This window comes from Anaerovibrio lipolyticus (assembly GCF_021531495.1).
Lineage (GTDB): Bacteria > Bacillota > Negativicutes > Selenomonadales > Selenomonadaceae > Anaerovibrio.
In genome coordinates, this window is the sequence record NZ_JADYTY010000002.1 from 71,021 (window position 1) to 90,102 (window position 19,082).

The following is a 19,082-nucleotide window of genomic DNA, read 5'->3' on the forward strand; positions in this document are numbered from 1 at the left end:
TCATTAAGTATTTAATATTTCTTTAGCTCGTAGAAATATCTTCCTCATATTATCATCTCTGCTTACTAGATACTCTGCAATTATCTGCATTAGTTCAAAATCACCTTCATTATCTAAATCCAACACAGCAGTATCTTTCATAAAAATAACTCCATTCTGTGCATCTTTCGCACGTTTATTTGATCCTAAAAACGCAGGTGTATACGCATATAACGACGCATTCATATCATAAATAACAGGTGCCTGCTGTCTGGCAACAAAATCAGATTTTATAACTACATGAGAAAATCCTTCTTCATCTATTGTAACCATATTAAAATACGGATTTCTTCTTGCATTTGTCACTGAATATACAATGTCATATTTTCCTTCAGTATATTTTTTTATTAAATTTTCAATATCATGAACAGTACGCAAAGGAGATGTTATGTCACAATCAATAACTACATCGTATTCCATATGATTCTCTGTGCACATAGTCTGCCAAGTATCTCTTATAACATCGATCTTTGCAACATAATCTCCAGCTAACTCTTCTTTTCTATCAATGCAACTAATACCCAAATCTAATCTTTCAATTAATCTAATCATGTCGACACTATCTGTGTTCAAAGCAATATCAATACAATTTTCTGAATGCTTTTCCTTATATAACTCTATAGCAGCTACGGTATAATACAACAATGGGACACCTAAAAACTCTCTAAAGTTCTTACCTTTTATTCCCTTTGAACCTGCCCTACCACATACAGTAAACAAGATATTCATTATAAAATCCCCTTTGCTATTTTTAGCACATCAAACGCATGCAAAATAGTATTCTGATTATTATCTTCGTCAGCCAAATTCAAAAAATATCCTAACTCTCTAAGCTGATAACTATCCCTTTCTTCCTGCAAAGAAATCACTTTACCTGATTTCAAAAACCGTATTTCGCTCTTTGTGAAATCACCAACAATAACTTCATCATCACAATACAATTCTATTTCTCTTTTGGTATAGCGCCCAAAATAATCCAGCGAGAGACTAACTAGCATACTCTTATAAGCTGCAATATAAATTGCTATATCATCACTGGTTATTTCTAAATCAGAATACTTACCACTATACATATTCACGCGTTCTGGCATACCAAATAATTCAGTTAGATAATCCCATTCATGAATAAGCTCTAAACCTATATCGCCGCCACTTTGTTTGCTAGCGCTGTAACATTTTCTGTAATCTATCATGGGACGCCATTCTGGCAAATAACTAGAACAGATTGCCCTAGCACTATATATTTTCTTACTACTAACCAATTTTTTTAAAAATTTAAATACCTTAGTGTAACGTAATGGTGCTGCCACGTAGCAAATTGTATCCTGAGGAATTTCCAATAATGATAAATCTATATTTGCATTGGAAAACACTGGCTTTTCTATAAATATCTTTTTCGCTTTAGAAACCACATTTTTTAGTGTTTCATAATGGAGTGATGTCGGATTAGTTATAAAAATCACATCATACTGTTCATCTATATCTTCATAACTTGTCATTTGCTTATGTATAAGTTTGCAAATTCCTGTTTCGAGCTTGCGTGCAGTTCCTCTCAGTGCATGGATCTCAAATAATTTATGTTTTTCATGAAGCAATTTTGTTATATTCCTCAAATGACGGGTTCCAATGGAACCTAATCCTATAAACAGTATCTTCATATCAATCTGCCTCAATTTCATCAATTAACTTCAATATTTCTTTATCCTGCGTGAATGAATATCTTGGTAGGTCACTTTCATTAATAGTAGCAAAAAAATTGCGAATTTCGTCAGCATATGCATTCTCAATTATATTGCTACTGTATCCTTCTATATGCTCCGCTTGCATATCATCATACAAATTAATAGTATCCATATTTCCAGATTTCAGATTTTTGCAAATCAATCCATGAGGAGTTCCATTCCATTTTAGGAATATATCTTCTCCAAAAACAGATAATTCCCGCACTGCTTCCCTAGAAATAACATCAACAGCCAATACACCTTTATGTCCAGTTTCATGCTCTATCAACAATAAATAATTATCTGCATAATCAATAGGCAACTTGGAAGACTTACTTTTGACAACATCATATTTAACAATCCTGCCGAATGCATTTACTATCCATGGCAACTCTATGGCAAACAGTTCTCTACAACCATTAGTAGCTTTTTTACTGATAAAAAATTCTTCTAATACATCCCACGGATGCCAATCTGGCAAATATTGACCTACATGGTAAGTATAATTGACAGAACAATCAGCTTCTTTTATACAGCGAGCAATATATTGTATTTCTTTTCTATATAGCATGGTCGATGACAAAAATAACACCTTATTATTCCGCTTAGCTAAAGCGATATTTTTTTCATAATCTGTATCTACAAGGTTTAGTTCTGTAAAAACATGTATCCCATGTTCCAGGCAAGTAGTTATTAAACTTGTATGCGCTAAAGGGGAAGTTGCGATAAATGCTGCATCAATTAATTTTTCATCAAGTAATATACTTAAATCTGAAACACATACTACCCCATATTCATTTTTTACTTCTATACATCGCTTCTCATTAGAGTCCACGCCATAAATTTCAACATTTTCACCTAAAATATTTTTTATTAACCTAATACGTCTTTTTCCCATGGAGCCAAGTCCAATCACTGCAATCTTCATGAGTAGCACCTCTATTTTTGTTTATACGATCATAGCTTTCCAAATTCCATTTGTGCCCTTTCAAAATCATCCAATCTACCTATATCTAGCCAATATTCCCTTACTGGGTATATACCTGCCTTTTTACCCTCACCTATGATTTCTGAGAACAACTCTGGCATATCAAAAAATTCTTCCTTGTTAACCTTTGCTACAACTTCGGGATTTAGTACATAAATACCCGCATTAACAAAATATGTCTGTTCTGGCTTTTCTTCTATACTGATAATTCTATCTTCTTCACAATTAATAACACCATATGGCACTTGATAACTATACTCACGCACAGCCATTGTCGCTGCTGCATTAGTGTTTCTATGTGCATCAACCAGTTCACCAAAATCTAACTTTGTCAATAAATCTCCATTCATAACAATAACAGGTTCTACAGGCTTCTCAGGCAGAAAATACAATGCCCCTGCTGTGCCCATTCTTTTCTTCTCATGAATATATTTGATTTCAATACCAAGCTTGCTTCCATCACCAAAATATTCTTCAATCATTTGTGCTTTGTAATTGACTGCTAAGTAAAATCTATGGAAACCGCTATCTATAAAGCTTTCTAAAATATTCTCTAATATTGGTTTATTTCCTATTTTCAACAGTGGCTTCGGACAATCATCGGTAAGTGGTCTAAGCCTTGTTCCCAAACCGCCAACCATTAAAACTACTATATTATCACGTTGTACACAAAACGATAAATCATCTTGAGCAATAACATCTATTAATTTCCCACTTGCATCAACTACTGGCAAATATCGAAGTTTATTTGCCTTCATGCATTTCAATATGCTAGATTTATCAATATTAAATTGTATAGTCTTTGGATATATATTCATTACAGATTTTATTGGTGCTGACAGAATAACATCTTTTAAAATACCACGGCGAATATCTCCATCCGTAATCGTTCCTAATAAATGATTTTGCGAATCTACTACAAACAGAATTTGCTTAGCTGTAATATCCAATAAACGTAGAGCTTCTTTTATACTACTGTCGGGACTTATACACAACTCTTCATAATTCATATAATCAAACCTCTCTTGCAGGTACACCATAAGCCTTGCAATTATCTGGTATATCCTTCACTACTACCGCACCTGCCCCAATAATCACATTGCTGCCAATATGGACTCCCTGTATTACAATTGCACCTGTACCAATATGAGTGCAATCATCTATGGTTACACCACCGCTGATAGTTACACCGGGAGCAATATGCACATGACTACCAATGCTGACATCATGGTCAATGGAGGCTCGCGTATTAACAATGCTATTGTCTCCTATAAATGCACCAGCATTAACAATGCATCCTGGTAACAGTTGTACTCCGTTTGCTAAAACGGCATTTGACGACACAATAGCAGATGGATGTATTACATTGGAAAACAAATATGCTTTATTCTTAAAATACTCGTATATATTCTTTCGCTTATTCATTGAGCCAACAGAACCCATCCCATTTACTAACTCTATTTCATCTGTGTTATAAGAAAAAACGACTTCATCTCCACCTAACACCGGTACTCCATTAACTAAACTTCCCCATTTTTTCTTATCAAAATCTGTTAACCCGATCACCTTTCGTTCACTACTCAGTAATGCATCAAGTAGAACCTTAGCATGTCCACCAGCACCTAAAATTATCACAGGCTTCATAACGCAATCAACTCATCTTCTTCATAATCTCTCTCAGCCCTCTGTCCTAACATCTGCCAATATTTCATAGGACTTATACCATTTCCTGGTCTTTTAACAGCTAAATTATCCCTTGTAAATATTTCACCTTTTTTTATTCTACAGGCAGCAATAAGACTTTTTCTAACTATAACAATATTAGACTGCTCCTTACTTCCCGGAATTTTTATACCATTTCCAATGGCTTGCTCTATCTGCCTGATACCATCTACCATCGCTTTCAACTCATCTGGTTCCAGCGAAGCCTTATGGTCCGGCCCTGGCAGATTTTTATCCAAGGTAAAATGCTTTTCAATAATTTTTGCTCCCTTTGCCACAGCGGCTAAAGGAATAGCAATTCCCTTGGTATGATCTGAATACCCAACCTGTAAACCAAAAGCATTTGCCATAGTTTCCATAGCATCCAAATTAACCTCATCAAATGATGCAGGATATTCGGTCGTACAATGTAGCAATTGAACTTTTTCTTTTAACAATCCCACATTCTGAGCTTCTATGTACGCTCTTGTTAAGTCTGCTAAATCAACTAGTTCCTTGTCATGCAAATAGCCAAAGGCCAACACTGATAAAGCATCTTCTATATCCCTTAGCGTACTCATACCTGTAGAAAGAATTACTGGCAAGCCCGTTCTTGCTACAGATAACAAAAATGGTGCATTAGTAATCTCTCCAGAAGGTATTTTTATCAAAGGAAGTCTGCATTGCTGTACCAAAAATGCCAAACTCTCCTCTTCAAAGGGAGTAGAAAGAAAATCTATACCCTTTTGCTTGCATAAATCTATTAGATGTGGATAGACATCCAATGGCAATTCCAGCTTTTTTAGCATTTCAAATTGACTTTCTGCAGCATCCGTAGTCTTATTTTGGTAATCAGCCTTGGACGCTTTCAGACTGGCAAGCTTTTCAGCTTTGAAGGTCTGAAATTTTATGGCATCTACCCCTGCCTCAGCAGCCACCTCAATTAGCTGCTTAGCCAGTTCGACATCACCATTATGATTAACACCTGCTTCTGCAATAATATAGGTTTTGCCCATATTCAAACCTCATTTCAAATCATAAAACTTCTTTTGACATATATTTGACAGTTCTGCTTGCTTTAACATATCTTTCATTGTAACTGCAATTTTTCCATCAGTATGTGGGATTTCCATAGATTGTATTTTCTGCAAAAATTTACTGTCTCTCAATGATTGAATAGCTGATAATAATTGTTGTTTATCCTCATTACAATCAATAACTGAAAGATATCTCTTTCTTCCCTTTTGTCGGTCACCAATATTAATTGTTGGAACATGCAACACTGGAGCCTCCAGCAATCCACTGGAAGAATTTCCCACCACTGCTGCACATAGCTTCATTGCACTTAAATATCTAAGCTGCCCCAATGATTTAACTAACAGAACACGTTCCTTATTCTTCTTTGCATAAGCTTCTATTTGTTCATTTATAATTCGCCCACCAGCATCACTATTAGCTTGTGTAAAAATTAGTTTATACTCTGGAAACTCATCAAAAACAGCAAATAGTGTTTTCAAAGCTTCAACAGGAGATTTACCCGTCAGCGTCTCTGGATGATATGTAACTAAAAAAAACTTTTTACCTAATGAAAAATTTATCTGTTTCTCTAAATCCTGCAAACTAAGCAATTTCAGTCGTACGATATTGTCTATTCCTACGGCTCCAACTTCAAAGATACTTTCTGGATTCTCACCTAGTTGAATGACTCTATCTCGATATTCCGGCTCAGACACAAAATGAATTTGAGACATTTTAGTTATGGAATGACGAATAGCTTCGTCAATAGCGCCTTCTGTGCTTTCTCCACCATGAATATGTGCAATAGGTATTCTTAATATCATAGCTGTCTGGGCAGCAGCCAAGGCCTCAAACCTATCCCCTAGCAATACCATAATATCTGGTTGCAATCTTGCTAAGGCATCAGCAAAGCCAATAGTTCCTAAGCCTACTGACTTGGCAATACCTACAGGGGAATCACTGGACAACAGCATTTCAACCTTTGCATTTATTGCAAATCCATCAGCTTCGATATTTTTATAGGTAAGTCCAAACTCTGGCGATAAATGCTGACCTGTAGCGATGATTTGTAATTCCAATTCATCATCGGCCTGTATTTCCTTCATAAGCCAATAAAGCAGCCCATATTCAGCTCTTGTTCCTGTAACTACACATATTTTTCGTTTAGTCATTCTATATCGACTCCAATAGACTCCTCCAAAACCTTTTTTATATTTTCCGCTACATAATGTATTTCTTCTTCCGTAATTTGGGTGCTGGATGGAATATTCAATATTCGTTCCGCATAATATGGTGCCTTTTCTAGCTTGTATGTTATCTCGTGGATATATGGCAGCTGCTCGTTAATAAGCCCCCATATAGCTCTGGTTTGAACACCTTTTTCCTCCAGCTTCGTAATAATCTCCTTCATAGTGGCTTTTACCTTATCTCGATTTATTTCCAAGGAATAAAACCACATGTTGGAATCAATATCACTGCGAAAACCTATCATATGGCCTAATTCAAAACCATCGAAAAGCTGGCAATATAATTTATAATTTTTTTGCTTGCGACGAATAAACTCTGGCAACTCCTCCAACTGAGCTACACCTAAAGCTGCCTGAAGATTGGTCATCCTGTAGTTATAACCTACTTCATTATGTATATAATAATGAACATCATCCTTGGCCTGGGTAGACAAATAACGTATATGATCTACAACCTTGGTATCATTGGCAGTTACAGCACCGCCACCACCAGTAGTTATTATTTTGTTTCCATTAAAGGAATAACAACCAAAATCTCCAATAGTACCAGCATATTTACTAGCTAATGGACCATCCATATATTTAGTACCTAATGCTTCAGTTGCATCTTCAATTACTTTAAGATTATACTTATGAGCTATGCTCATAAGTGCAGTCATATCTGCCATATTGCCAAATACATGAACAATCACAACAGCTTTTACTGGATTCCCCTTATATGTTAGTTGTTTTCCATCAAAGGCGCACTCCTGCTGGCAAAAATCCTGTAATTTTGTGGCATCCATACAGAAACTATCATCACAATCTATGAATACCGGCGTTGCAAACTGATACTTTACTGGATTAACAGCCGCTATAAAGGTCAAAGGTGGCACCAATACTACATCACCTGGCTTAATACCAGCCTCAACCATAGCCAGATGCAAGGCAGCAGTACCACTTTGACAGGCCGCCACATTATCAGTATGCAAAAACTGTGCTAAAGATTTCTCCAGCTTATTAATATAGGCTCCACCAGTAGAAACCCATCCCTGTTCAATAGCATCATCTACATACTTTCGCTCATTGCCCTCAAAATTTGGAATTGATAACGGTACAAATCTGCCCATATCTCCAGCCTCCATTTACTACATTTTACTATCCAATGATTTGCCTGTTTCTATATGCTCAAAATTTGGCAAATAATCTGACATAATAGATACAACCTCATCCTTGGTAGTATCAGATTTTTCAAATGCTGCATTTAACTTCTTAAATAAAATTTCAATACGAGATACATCTGGTATCTCCTTATTAGTAACCACGCCTAGGGATTTCATTATGGTGAGATTCACTGTTTCCTTATCCGTATAAAATTCTTCAAAAGCCTTCTCTCCAGAAGTATTAGAACCTGAATAATGTACTGGGTACAAATTACTTCCATGTTTCAGCTCTACAGCCTTATTAATGGCCTCCTCATCACTATCGCACAGCAATACCTGATAACCATGAGCTTCCAAGAAGGCAGTAGCAATTTTATCAAAAGTCATCATCTGAGCTTCTTCCAGCCTTGGGAAAAAAATTTCTCTATTTTCCCCTAAAATACAAGCCAGCATACAAATCTGACCGCTTTCTTCTGGTGAAACAAAATACCGCTTAACATCAGATGGAGCACTAAGCGGCTGCAGTTTCTGCAATCTTGCTATAAAACCAGCTGGCAAAGATCCATTGGAAAATGCTACATTGGCAAATCGTGCTGTTTTTACTGGGAATTTATCAGAATATGCAAAAATCACATCTTCCATGATCCGCTTGCTGGCCCCCATAATATTAACTGGATTGGCAGCCTTATCTGTGGATACACAGAAATACTCCTCTGGTGGTAGCTCTGACAACAAATCCAACAGCTTTTTCGCCTGCAAAACATTATTTTGCAACAGTGCCTCTATAGAATATATATCCTTCTCTGAACGCACATGCTTGTGAGCTGAGAAATTGGCCACGATATCAAAACCGCCACGATTTCTAAACATCTTCTCAAATACCCCAGAAGCAAAATTCATAGGATATGGTACATAATCCTCCGGCACATACAGTCCTTTAGTCGAGCGCAAATCCCGAGTAAGCTCAGCCAAGCCATTTTCATTTATATCAACCACCACAAGGGAAGCAGGACGAAATGGCAATATAGCCTTTATAAAAGACGAACCAATGGATCCAGCTCCTCCGATAACAAGCACCGATCTATCCTTTATTTTTTTGGATAATTCGACCTTATTGTGAGCAATGTCCGCAATAAACATTGATTCTTCTCTCTTAGTAACATAAGTATTAATAAATTGATCTAGACTAAACATATAATTTCCTCGTCTTATACCTTGAAAGCTTGGCCATCCTTAAACTCTATCTTATAATCACATTCCGCCAAGGTACTCAATCTATGAGCTATAGCTATAATTGTTATCTGCCCTTTTAGCTTTAATATGGTATCTGTAATAGATTTTTCAGTATCATTATCCAATGCCGAAGTAGCTTCATCTAAGATTAGCAGCTCTGGCTTTTGATATAATGCTCTGGCTATGCCTATACGTTGGCGCTGTCCTCCGGATAACTTTACACCACGTTCACCTACAAAGGTATCTATACCATCTGGCAAGGTAAGAACAAAATCTGATAACTCAGCCATTGACATGACTCGATTCAATAAAACCATATCTATATCATCTTTATTCTCGCCTAATGCAATATTTTCAGCTACAGAACCATCTATCAAATATATATCCTGAGGTACATAGGCTAAATTAGCTTGCCAACTACGAATATTTTTATTAATATCCATCCCGTCACACAAAATCTGTCCACTAGATGGTTTCAACAACCCCAATAAAATATCTATAAACGTTGTTTTACCTGCCCCTGAAGGCCCCATAATCCCAATAAATTTACCTTTAGGAATACGAAATGACACATCTTCAAGAATATATTTTTGAGACTGGTTATACCTAAAAAATAAATTCTTTACTTCTAAAAGTTTGATAAAGGAAATATGTTGCTCTGAATGCTTTTTGCATGTTTTTCTATTACTACTTAATTTTTCCCTAATTTGTACTAAATCAGGATATATCTCATTGAAGAATGGCATTTGATTTTTTACAGCATTGTAAAAACCAACTATACGATTTGCACTTGGCATTAATCTAAAAGCAGCCAAAGCTAGAACTCCTAATACTGGCACAATGGATTGAGGATTTATTTCTATGATAACCTTATATATAATCAATAATAATAAGCTGCAAATTACAAGGCATTCAATTATTATGCGTGGCATTTCTGCCAAAAAGTAATACCTCTGCCTTGCTTTTGCATATCTTGAATAATCATTGCTAAATGCCTCTAAAAAGAACTCTTCCTTCCTCATTACCTTGGTTTCTTTTATAGCTCCCAATCCCTGATTAATCCATTTTATATAGGATGCTGAAGCTTCATTATCAATCTCGCCTTGTCTGACCATTTCTTTTCTGAACAATTTAAGTATTGACATTACAACAAAGGCCATTATTCCAGCAACAATTGTTGCTGTAAATGGATCAACTACTACGAGCATAATCCATATTGCAATTGCAGTTAATATCTCTGTACACAAGTTCAAGATTGGTACAAGCATCTGACTAAATATAGCACTAGCACCTTGATTGACATTCCTCAACAAAACCGCTGTATTTACCTCAACTAATCTACTATATGGCTCATTTAAATAATGAGCCATTAATTCTTTGGAATATAAAATCTGATTTCTTTCTGCAAATCTACGTTGAATATGTATTTCAAAAGCAATATATATATTTTTCATAATGTATAGAACAATCAATACAACCGCACAAGCTATTATGAGTTCTGTATGATTTTCTATCCCAAAAGGTCTTATTATTTCTGCCACTTCCTTATGATCAGCTAAATAATCAATCTGCCCTATAAGTGAGATCAAAGGTAAAATGGCACCTATACCTACAGCTTCTAAAACAGCCCCAATTATCATAATTGCAAACAAAACGGCAAATTCTTTTTTTTGTTTTGTTGTGAAAATGGAAATGTATTTAAATATATCTCTCATAAATATCCTTAGATTTTATACATAAACTATAATTCTTTTAATGCTTTACAAATTTTGGCAACAATATTTTCTTCAACCCAAGCGCCCATAGGTAAGCTCATTACTTCTCCTGCTACCTTCTCTGCTACTGGTACGCTGCCGGTGCCCTGATGGAGATAGTCAAACATTGGCTGCTGATTCAATGGTATTGGATAGTGTACGGCTGTTGGTATGCCTGCTTCTTTTAGCTTGGCCTGCAGTTCTTCTCTGTTCTGCACCCGTACAGTGTACTGGGCATATACTGAAGTATTATGTGGCTCAATATATGGAGTTATAATGCCTGGTACATCAGCCAAAAGTTCAGTGTATTTTGCGCCTACTTCAGCCCGTAGCTTTACTTCTTCCTCTAAAATGGTCATCTTGGCTAGCAAAACTGCTGCCTGCATGGTATCCAATCTACTGTTCAAGCCCATGCGTACATGATGATATCGTCTATCCTGACCATGCTTGTGAATCATATCCATAGCTTTGGCTAATTCATCATCATTGGTAAATACAGCTCCGCCATCACCATAGCAGCCCAGTGGCTTGGTTGGGAAGAAGCTGGTACAGCCAATGGTAGAGAGTCCACAGGAGCGTCTTCCCTTGTAGGTAGCTCCAAAACTCTGGGCACCGTCCTCTACTACTGGCATATTATATTTTTCAGCAATGGCATTAATAGCATCAAAATTTGCACACTGACCATATAGGCTTACTGGCATAATAGCCTTGGTTTTGTCTGTAATAGCAGCTTCTATTTTGCTGGCATCCAGATTGTATGTTTTTTCGTCAATATCTACAAATACAGGGGTTGCTCCCAATCTGGCAATAACCTCACCAGTGGCTACATAAGTAAAAGCTGTAGTTATTACCTCATCCCCTGCCTTTATCCCTAATGCCATAAGGGCAATCAACAGGGCATCTGTACCATTAGCACAAGTAATGCAATGTTTTACCCCTACATAATCAGCCAGCTTGGCTTCCAGCTCCTGCACCTCTGGGCCTAAAATATATTTACCATGAGCCAAAACCTGAGCCAACCTTCTGTCCAGCTCTGGTTTTATTTTCTCCTGCTGTGTCTGCAAATCTATAAAAGGTATCATCCTATCCTACCGCCTTATATCTTGTTTTATTTCTTCAACTGCACATCTATGCCACATCTTGGACATTTCAACTCTACTGCATCTGCTGGCACTGTAGTATCGCCACAAGCACACATATAGCCATGAATACGGGCTGGATTGCCATATACCATAGCATAATCCGGCACATCTTTGGTTACTGTAGAACCAGCACCTACAAAGGCATTCTTTCCCAAGGTAGTACCGCAAACAATGGTGGCATTAGCACCAATACTGGCACCACGGCCTACCAAGGTTTTCTTGTAGTCTGCTGAGGTATTGCGGGGATATTCACATCTTGGGGTTCTTACATTGGTAAAAACCATACTAGGGCCACAGAATACATAATCCTCCAGCTCCACCCCCTCGTAGACACTAACATTGTTCTGTATCTTTACATGATTACCGATTTTGACATCATTGCCTACAAAGACATTCTGGCCAAGATTACAGCCCTCTCCGATTTCTGCTCCCTTGGAAATATGAGAAAAATGCCAGATTCTGGTTTTTTTGCCAATTTTTGTCCCCTCATCCACATAGGATGATTCATGAACAAAGTAGTCCTTTTCTTCATTATTCATGGTCAAATCTCCCTACAAAATCCAATGTACTGCATTCTTTCAATGGTAATTTCACAGCCTGGCCCTCGGCGGCAGACTTGTAAATCGCCAAGACCATTTCCAGCGCATCCCGCCCAGCCTTGGCATCCACATAAGGCTGGCGATCCTTTTCTATAGCTTCTACCACATCCGCAAAAAGGCTGGTATGTCCATTGCCATATACATTGCTGGCAGCCTCTTCCAAGCCCTTGTTGCTTCTATCCTCGTCTGTTTCATCAGCAAAATCCCACACATCAATATTGTTGGTGGATTTGCCCCCCAGCTTGACAGTGCCACACTGTCCAAAAACATATAAAGTTTCCTCCAAGTTCTGAGGATATACATTGGTTGTTCCCTCTATGGTAGCCACGGCACCATTGGCAAAATTTACCACAGCCATGCCTACATCCTCAGCCTCCAGATAATGATGGAATTGCTGCTTGGTCTGTCCATAGACAGATACCACCTCACTACCCATCATCCAACGCAATAAATCAATGCCATGAATACACTGATTCATCAAGGCGCCGCCATCCTGAGCCCAGGTGCCCCGCCAAGGAGCCTGTGTATAATAGTCCTTATTGCGATTCCAGCGGACATGGATGCTGCCATGAGAAAGCTTGCCAAATCTGCCAGCTTCTACAGCTTTCCGCAGCTTCTGTACGGCAATATTAAATCTGTTCTGATGACAGGCAGATACCTTCACATGGTTGGCTTCTGCTCTACGAATAATTTCATCTGCATCTGCAATGCTCATAGCCATAGGCTTTTCAATAATCAGATTGATGCCCTGATCTATACAGTAAAGAGCAATTTCAGCATGACTGCCACTCTCTGTGGCAATACTAATAAGTTGAATTTCTGGATGTTCCTCTATCATCTGGCGATAGTCTGTGTAGCGAAGGATTTCCTTATTCTCTGCCAAGCCCTGCTTGGAAAGCAGCTCTTCCATTTTACTAGGCAGTACATCGCATACTGCCACCAGCTCCAACTGGTTATTGATAACGGCCTTGATATGATTGATGGCTATTCGGCCACAGCCAATAAGTGCATATTTCATCTTTTACAAAACCTCTATATTTTCACGCTTGCTAATATTCTTCATCACATTCTTGGTGTCAAAAATAGCCTTGGCATATTTCTGCACCATTTCATAATCTACATTGGTGTGAGCTGTGGTAATAACCACAATATCTGCCTTTGCCAGCGCCTCTGGACTCAGCTCCTTCAAACCCTGATATGTTTCTCCCTTATATCTGTACTGAGGCACCCAAGGATCGTAATAGCTAAGATCTGCGCCTCGCTTCTGGAATTCTTCAATAACTCTCAGAGCTGGACTTTCCCGATAATCATCAATATCCTGCTTGTAGGCTACTCCCAAAATCAGTACCTTGGCACCATTAATAGACTTCTGGAAGCGATTCAACACCTCGCCACAGCGGCTAACAGTATATTCAGGCATCCGATCATTAATCATGCCGGAAGCCTCTATCAGAGAGGTATGGAAGCCATATTCTCTAGCTTTCCAGCTAAGGTAATATGGATCCAGAGGAATACAGTGTCCGCCTAGGCCAGGGCCTGGATAAAAGGCCTGAAAACCATATGGCTTGGTCTTGGCTGCATCTACTACCTCCCACATGCTGATACCCAGCTTATGACAAAGCATGGTCAGCTCATTAACCAAGGCAATATTAATATTGCGATAGGTATTCTCCAGTATTTTTTCCATCTCTGCCACAGCAGGAGAGGATACCTCATATATATCACTGTCCAATACCTGACGGTACATCTCTGCAATGACATGAGTAGCTTCCTTGCCAATACCACCTACTACCTTGGGGGTATTCTTGGTTTTGTAAATAAGATTGCCTGGATCTACTCTCTCTGGTGAAAAGCCTAACAGGAAATCCTCCCCGCATTTCAAGCCAGAACCCTTTTCTAAAATTGGCTTCAACAAATCCTCTGTGGTACCTGGATAGGTGGTGGATTCCAACACTACAATAGTGTCCTTGGTTAGATGCTTGGCAATAGCTTCTGCACTGCCTTTGACAAAACTAATATCTGGCTGCTGATGGGCATCCAATGGGGTAGGCACACAGATAGCAATAAAGTCTACATCCTTGACAAAGCTAAAATCTGTAGTAGCTGAAAGCATGCCAGATTCTACCAATGCCTGCAAATCCTCATTAACCACATCCCCTATATAGTTGTGACCTGCGTTAACCATATCTACCTTTTGCTTCTGCACATCAAAGCCTATGGTTTTGAATCCAGCTCTGGCCTTTTCCACAGCCAGAGGCAGACCTACATAGCCCAGTCCTACCACACCTACAGTTGCCTTATGGCTGACGATTTTTTCTTTCAGCTTTGTCAATGTATCCATTCTCTCACCTATTCTTATCCAAATTTTCTAATGCCTTGCTATTGTACGTTGGTATCAAATCCTTGATGGTATGAAGGATGATATAATTGTCTTTTTCATGTTCCAAAGAGGATATTCTTTGCATAATCTCGTCTGTTACAATACTGCCTAAAGGGGCTTCAAAAATCCGCTCATGGCAAGTCTTGCGGGTTCCCTCCTCGGCGGTTAACAGCTCCTCATAGAGCTTTTCTCCCGGACGCAGTCCCGTAAAGACAAATTTAATATCCTTGTCCGGTATAAGGCCATGAAGTTCCACCAAATCCCGAGCCATATCCAGTATCTTCACTGGCTCACCCATGTCCAACAGGAATACCTCCCCACCCTGAGAGAAGGTGCCTGCCTGCAAAACCAGCTGAGCCGCTTCTGGTATGGTCATAAAATACCGCACCATCTCAGGATCTGTAATGGTTATAGGCCCGCCCTTGGCAATCTGCTTCTTGAACAGAGGCACTACACTTCCCCGACTGCCTAATACATTGCCGAATCTCACAATGGCAAATCTAGTCTGACTGTGGAGATTCATATTCTGTATCACCATTTCGGCCAATCGCTTGCTGGCTCCCATAACACTGGTAGGATTCACAGCCTTGTCGGTAGAAATCATAACAAAGGATTCGGCGCCGTATTTGTCCGCTGCCATAGCCACATGCTGGGTGCCAAAAATATTATTTTTTACTGCCTCCACAGGCTGAGCCTCCATCAGAGGCACATGCTTGTGAGCTGCAGCATGAAATACCAGCTGAGGACGATAGGTGCAGAATACTTCATCTATTCGCTCTGCATCCCGAATATCTGCAATAATCGGAATATATCGCTGAGCCCCAAATTTTTCGATTAGCTCCTGATGTATCTCATAGATACTATTCTCACCTCTGCCCAAAAGTAGTAACTTAGCTGGCTTGGCTAAGGAAATCTGCCGGCACAGCTCGGAGCCAATGGAGCCACCGGCTCCTGTAACCAAAACCACCTTGTTTTCTATATATCTGCTAATGGCAGCCATATCCAACTTGATGCTATCTCTGCGCAGCAAATCCTCTAGCTCAATATTACGCAGCTGTTGGACAGATACCTGACCATCTATCAGCTCATATAGACCAGGCAATATCTTGACATGACAGCCTAGGCCACGACATTTGCTGGCAACCTTTTTGATAATACTGCCTTTGACTGATGGCATAGCTATGACAATTTCCTTGATTTCATTTTCGTTTACCAAGGTATCCAAGGCATCTGTATTGCCCAGTACACTATAGCCCAGGATTTTCTTACCTACCTTAGAAGCATCATCATCCACAAAACCTAAAAGTTTTTTGCCCTCGCCACGCTGTACCAGTTCTCTGGCAATCATGACACCAGCATCCCCGGCGCCTATAATAAGCATTTTCCGCAACTGGGCCTCGCTGGCCTCAGACTGACTCATCATCAAAAGCATCCTTACTGACAACCTGGAGAAGCAGATTAGGCCTACATCCAAAATATAGGAGATAATATAAATGCTTCTAGGCAGGTCTACCTGTGTATAAAGACCTAATAGAGCTATAATCACATTGGCCACTGTACAGGCACCAATAATGGCAAACATATCTCGTACAGTTGCATAGCGCCATATTCTGTTGTAAATCCCACACAGATAAAACAGTACCAGCTTGATAACTACCGCCACTGGCAGCACCGATAGCAGCACAGCAAAATAACGGCTGCCTGTATTACCATCCAGCCGTAACAGCAGTGCTACAAAGGGCACCACAGCCAATACAGCAGCATCAAACAACATCAAAAGAATAAATTTTTTCAATATATACACTCCATCCCATGACGGACTTATCAAGCTATGGAAAACTTGACTACTATTTTTTTACACCTATTCATTATAATATCACATTGCTCACTTAACAACAATAAATATCAACAAAATTCCCTAAAAAACAACCTGCAAGCACAACTTTCAAGCATAAATTTACTCTTATGAAAAAAGCTAGTAATACTATATATTTTTTGTCATGATACACCTGCTATGCAAAAAATGCCGCCCCGATATGGGACGGCATTTGCATAGGTATATGGAGAAGTTATGATTTTACTTCTCTTTTATTTGCTTATTTCAGCAGGTTGCTCATGGTTTCAGCTACATTTTCCTTGGTGAAACCGAACTTCTTGAAGAGAAGCTCTGCTGGTGCGGAGGCACCGAAGCCCTTCATGGTTACGGTTGCACCATCCAGGCCTACATACTTGCCCCAACCGAAATCGGAAGCAGCCTCTACAGCTACACGAGCACGAACAGCCTTTGGCAATACCTGCTCCTTGTATTCATCAGACTGAGCCTCAAAGAGCTCCACACATGGCATGGATACTACTCGAACATCCTTACCCTGCTGAGCCAGAATTTCCTTGGCCTCCAAGGAGATACCAACCTCAGAACCGGAAGCAATGATAATACCATCTGGAACATCCTTCTTGGCATCAGCAATTACATAACCGCCCTTGAGAGCGCCTTCCTTGCTGCTTGGGATAATAGCCAGATTCTGACGGGTGAGAGCCAAAGCTGTTGGGCAGGTAGTATCTGCTACAGCAGTGTACCAAGCAGCAGCAGTCTCTACAGCATCTGCTGGACGGAATACCTGCAGATTTGGCAAGGCGCGAAGCATAGACAACTGCTCAATAGGTTCATGAGTTGGGCCATCCTCACCTACACCAATGGAATCGTGAGTCAGTACATAAGTGATAGGCAAGCCCATCAGAGCAGCCAGACGCATCATTGGCTTTACATAGTCAGAGAATACGAAGAAGGTTGCTACATAGGCAGTTACGCCGCCGTGAAGAGCCATACCGTTGCCGATAGCACCCATAGCCAGCTCACGGACACCGAAATGCATATTGCGGCCGCTTCTATCATCCTTGCTGAAGAAAGTCTCACCCTTCATCTCAGTCTTGTTGGATGGAGCCAGGTCAGCACTACCGCCCATAAGGCTAGGTACAATATCCTTCAACTTGTTAATGATATTGCCGGAGAGAGCACGGCTGGCAGTTGGCTTCTCAGCAGGTGCCCAGAAGGACTCATCATTCAGAACAGCCTTGATAGCTTCCTTGTCATAGAACTTGGCATGAAGAGCTGCATCCTCAGGGAACTTAGCCTGCCACTCAGCATACATAGCTTCCCACTTATCCTCAGCCTCCTGGCCCTTGGCAGCCTTAGCTGCATAGTCAGCATAAACCTCATCAGGTACGGTGAATGGATCATAGGTCCAGCCCAGATTCTCCTTGGTAGCCTTCAGGTTCTCCTCACCCAGTGGCTCGCCGTGAGCGCTGGCAGAACCCTGCTTAGCAGGACAGCCATAACCAATCTGAGTGTGAACAGTAATAAAGGAAGGACGAGTCTTGTCTGCCTTAGCTTCCTCAATAGCCTTGCCAATAGCAACCAGATCAGTGCCATCTGCTACATCAATAGTCTGGAAACCAAAGGCCTCCATGCGCTTCTGAACATCCTCAGTGAAGGCAATATCAGTGGAACCCTCAATAGAAATACGATTGCTATCATAGATAATAATCAGCTTGGACAGACCAAGAGTACCTGCCAGAGAGAAGGCCTCGGAGGAAATACCCTCCATCATGCAGCCGTCACCGCCCAGAGCAAAGGTATAATGATCATATACAGGATAGCCTGGCTTGTTGAACTTCTCAGCCAGATGTGCCTCAGCAATAGCCATACCTACAGCCATGCCCATACCAGCACCCAGAGGACCAGTAGTTGCCTCAACACCTATGGTATGACCATATTCAGGATGGCCAGGAGTCAGAGAATCCAGCTGACGGAAGTTCTTCAGATCCTCCATAGTCAGGCCATAGCCAAAGAGATGCAGCAGGGAATACAGCATAGCAGAACCATGACCGCCAGACAGGATGAAACGATCTCTGTTCAACCACTTTGGATTCTTTGGATTGTGATTCATATGGTTGCCCCACAGCTCATAGGCAATTGGAGCACAGCCCATTGGCAGACCTGGATGACCGGACTTAGCCTTCTGAATCATTTCTGCTGCCAGAATACGGATAGCGTTTACACTGGTGTTTTCGATTTTGCTCAAAGATAACACTCCTTCTCTTATATAGAAAATCCCTTAG

Annotated in this window: 16 protein-coding genes; all 16 read right to left on the reverse strand. The window is 39.9% G+C overall.

What is annotated here, in order from left to right; genetic code table 11:
- Positions 1–3: 3 nt before the first annotated feature.
- The 16 genes from I6E26_RS01915 to tkt all read right to left on the reverse strand — a co-directional run bounded on the left by I6E26_RS01915 (position 4) and on the right by tkt (position 19,045).
- A complete protein-coding gene (locus I6E26_RS01915) occupies positions 4–768 on the reverse strand; it encodes an acylneuraminate cytidylyltransferase family protein (RefSeq protein WP_235320147.1) in 765 nt (254 codons plus the stop codon).
- Entirely contained in the window at positions 768–1,697 is a 930-nt protein-coding gene (locus I6E26_RS01920; RefSeq protein ID WP_235320148.1) for a Gfo/Idh/MocA family protein, read from the reverse strand. Before I6E26_RS01920 ends, I6E26_RS01915 begins: the two co-directional genes overlap by 1 nt.
- A gap of 1 nt (position 1,698) precedes the next feature.
- Entirely contained in the window at positions 1,699–2,688 is a 990-nt protein-coding gene (locus I6E26_RS01925) for a Gfo/Idh/MocA family protein (protein ID WP_235320149.1), read from the reverse strand.
- A gap of 29 nt (positions 2,689–2,717) precedes the next feature.
- Entirely contained in the window at positions 2,718–3,758 is a 1,041-nt protein-coding gene (locus I6E26_RS01930) for a nucleotidyltransferase family protein (RefSeq protein ID WP_235320150.1), read from the reverse strand.
- Positions 3,759–3,762: 4 nt separating this feature from the next.
- A complete protein-coding gene (locus tag I6E26_RS01935; protein WP_235320151.1) occupies positions 3,763–4,392 on the reverse strand; it encodes an acetyltransferase in 630 nt (209 codons plus the stop codon).
- Positions 4,389–5,465, reverse strand: a complete 1,077-nt coding sequence (gene neuB / locus I6E26_RS01940; RefSeq protein ID WP_235320152.1) for an N-acetylneuraminate synthase — start codon at positions 5,463–5,465, stop codon at positions 4,389–4,391. Before neuB ends, I6E26_RS01935 begins: the two co-directional genes overlap by 4 nt.
- A 9-nt stretch (positions 5,466–5,474) precedes the next feature.
- Complete coding sequence (gene neuC / locus I6E26_RS01945) at positions 5,475–6,638, reverse strand: UDP-N-acetylglucosamine 2-epimerase (RefSeq protein WP_235320153.1); 1,164 nt, start codon at positions 6,636–6,638, stop codon at positions 5,475–5,477.
- Positions 6,635–7,822 (reverse strand): LegC family aminotransferase, encoded by a 1,188-nt coding sequence (locus I6E26_RS01950; protein WP_235320154.1) that lies wholly within the window; start codon positions 7,820–7,822, stop codon positions 6,635–6,637. The genes neuC and I6E26_RS01950 overlap by 4 nt, the downstream gene beginning before the upstream one ends.
- Before the next feature lie 18 nt (positions 7,823–7,840).
- Entirely contained in the window at positions 7,841–8,932 is a 1,092-nt protein-coding gene (locus I6E26_RS01955) for a polysaccharide biosynthesis protein (protein WP_235320155.1), read from the reverse strand.
- A 131-nt stretch (positions 8,933–9,063) separates the two neighbouring features.
- Positions 9,064–10,803 (reverse strand): ABC transporter ATP-binding protein, encoded by a 1,740-nt coding sequence (locus I6E26_RS01960; protein ID WP_235320156.1) that lies wholly within the window; start codon positions 10,801–10,803, stop codon positions 9,064–9,066.
- Between the two features lie 26 nt (positions 10,804–10,829).
- Positions 10,830–11,924 (reverse strand): DegT/DnrJ/EryC1/StrS family aminotransferase, encoded by a 1,095-nt coding sequence (locus tag I6E26_RS01965; protein WP_235320157.1) that lies wholly within the window; start codon positions 11,922–11,924, stop codon positions 10,830–10,832.
- A gap of 26 nt (positions 11,925–11,950) precedes the next feature.
- The gene (locus I6E26_RS01970) at positions 11,951–12,523 is read right to left on the reverse strand and encodes an acyltransferase (RefSeq protein ID WP_328227920.1); all 573 of its coding nucleotides are present in this window, start codon (positions 12,521–12,523) and stop codon (positions 11,951–11,953) included.
- Positions 12,516–13,601 carry a Gfo/Idh/MocA family protein gene (locus I6E26_RS01975; protein ID WP_235320158.1) on the reverse strand — a complete coding sequence of 362 codons (1,086 nt, stop codon included), beginning with the start codon at positions 13,599–13,601 and terminating at the stop codon, positions 12,516–12,518. The genes I6E26_RS01970 and I6E26_RS01975 overlap by 8 nt, the downstream gene beginning before the upstream one ends.
- 3 nt (positions 13,602–13,604) lie before the next feature.
- The gene (locus I6E26_RS01980; protein ID WP_235320159.1) at positions 13,605–14,924 is read right to left on the reverse strand and encodes a nucleotide sugar dehydrogenase; all 1,320 of its coding nucleotides are present in this window, start codon (positions 14,922–14,924) and stop codon (positions 13,605–13,607) included.
- A 4-nt stretch (positions 14,925–14,928) separates the two neighbouring features.
- Positions 14,929–16,758, reverse strand: a complete 1,830-nt coding sequence (locus I6E26_RS01985; protein WP_235320160.1) for a polysaccharide biosynthesis protein — start codon at positions 16,756–16,758, stop codon at positions 14,929–14,931.
- Positions 16,759–17,059: 301 nt separating this feature from the next.
- A complete protein-coding gene (gene tkt, locus I6E26_RS01990) occupies positions 17,060–19,045 on the reverse strand; it encodes a transketolase (protein ID WP_235320161.1) in 1,986 nt (661 codons plus the stop codon).
- Between the last annotated feature and the right edge of the window lie 37 nt (positions 19,046–19,082).